Source organism: Dehalococcoidia bacterium (assembly GCA_021295915.1).
Lineage (GTDB): Bacteria > Chloroflexota > Dehalococcoidia > Lucifugimonadales > UBA1123 > VXRN01.
The window spans coordinates 6,116-6,957 of the sequence record JAGWBK010000073.1 but is presented as its reverse complement, the minus strand read 5'-3'; the positions used below and the strand labels follow the sequence as shown (position 1 = coordinate 6,957).

1 protein-coding gene is annotated in these 842 nt (G+C 55.1%); it reads left to right on the top strand.

All coding sequences use genetic code 11. The features are described 5' to 3' along the window. Positions 1–210 (top strand): phenylacetate--CoA ligase (locus tag J4G14_14765; GenBank protein ID MCE2459053.1); only part of this gene is annotated, 210 nt, incomplete at its 5' end. Positions 211–842: the final 632 nt, after the last annotated feature.

The following is an 842-nucleotide window of genomic DNA, read 5'->3' as shown; positions in this document are numbered from 1 at the left end:
GAGTCGCACATGGATAACCTGACGGTACGGGTAGAGGCGTCGGAGAAGTTGTACCGGGACAGCGAGGGCGCGGGCGCCGTAGGGAGGAAGTTGGCTGTGATGTTGCAGAGTAGGCTGGGGGTCGGTTGTCGCGTCGAGGTAGTGGCGCCCAAACAAATGCCACGCAGCGAGGGCAAGGCCGTTCGCATCGTTGACAGCAGGCGAATCTAGCTTCGGAGCCGAGGAATCATGAATGTCCAGACGATGCGCTACTAGAGCCACGGGAACCTTAACTAAAGCCAAGGTGAGAAGTGCATTTCCGGAATGTGGCGCGGCGCGGCAAGATCCTCCTCCAGTTGCAGGACGTGGATACCGCTAGGATACCCGTGTCGCATTTCCCTGTACCGAGCCTGTGTCAGTTTAGTAGCTGGCGTGGTTGTAGAAGGCGTCTTAGTGCGGGCGTCCATGGTCTGGAACAATATGGGCCACTGAACACCGGTACTGACGCTTCAGTCCAGTCGCTGACTCTTGTCTTGGTGATGGGCCGCTCGCGCACAGGTTGAAATACCTTGTTCACCATTTCCATGGTCCCCGCGCTATCAGGGTGTCCACCAATAGAGAACCTGAACACCCCGACTCATCTACCATGTTACTACATGAAAGTCCGCAATAAGGGGAGTTGCGGTAAGATCATATCATTCGCCCTCTCCACTACTTGACATAATGGCTCTAGTACGAACCTTCTGCCCTGGTTTGTATAACAAACTGGTGCGTACCCGGACAGACTATTATGGGTTGCCCAGGAGCTCAGCGAGCGCGTATTACGACGGTGCTTCGTCTTCTCATGCGCTAATCATCAATCA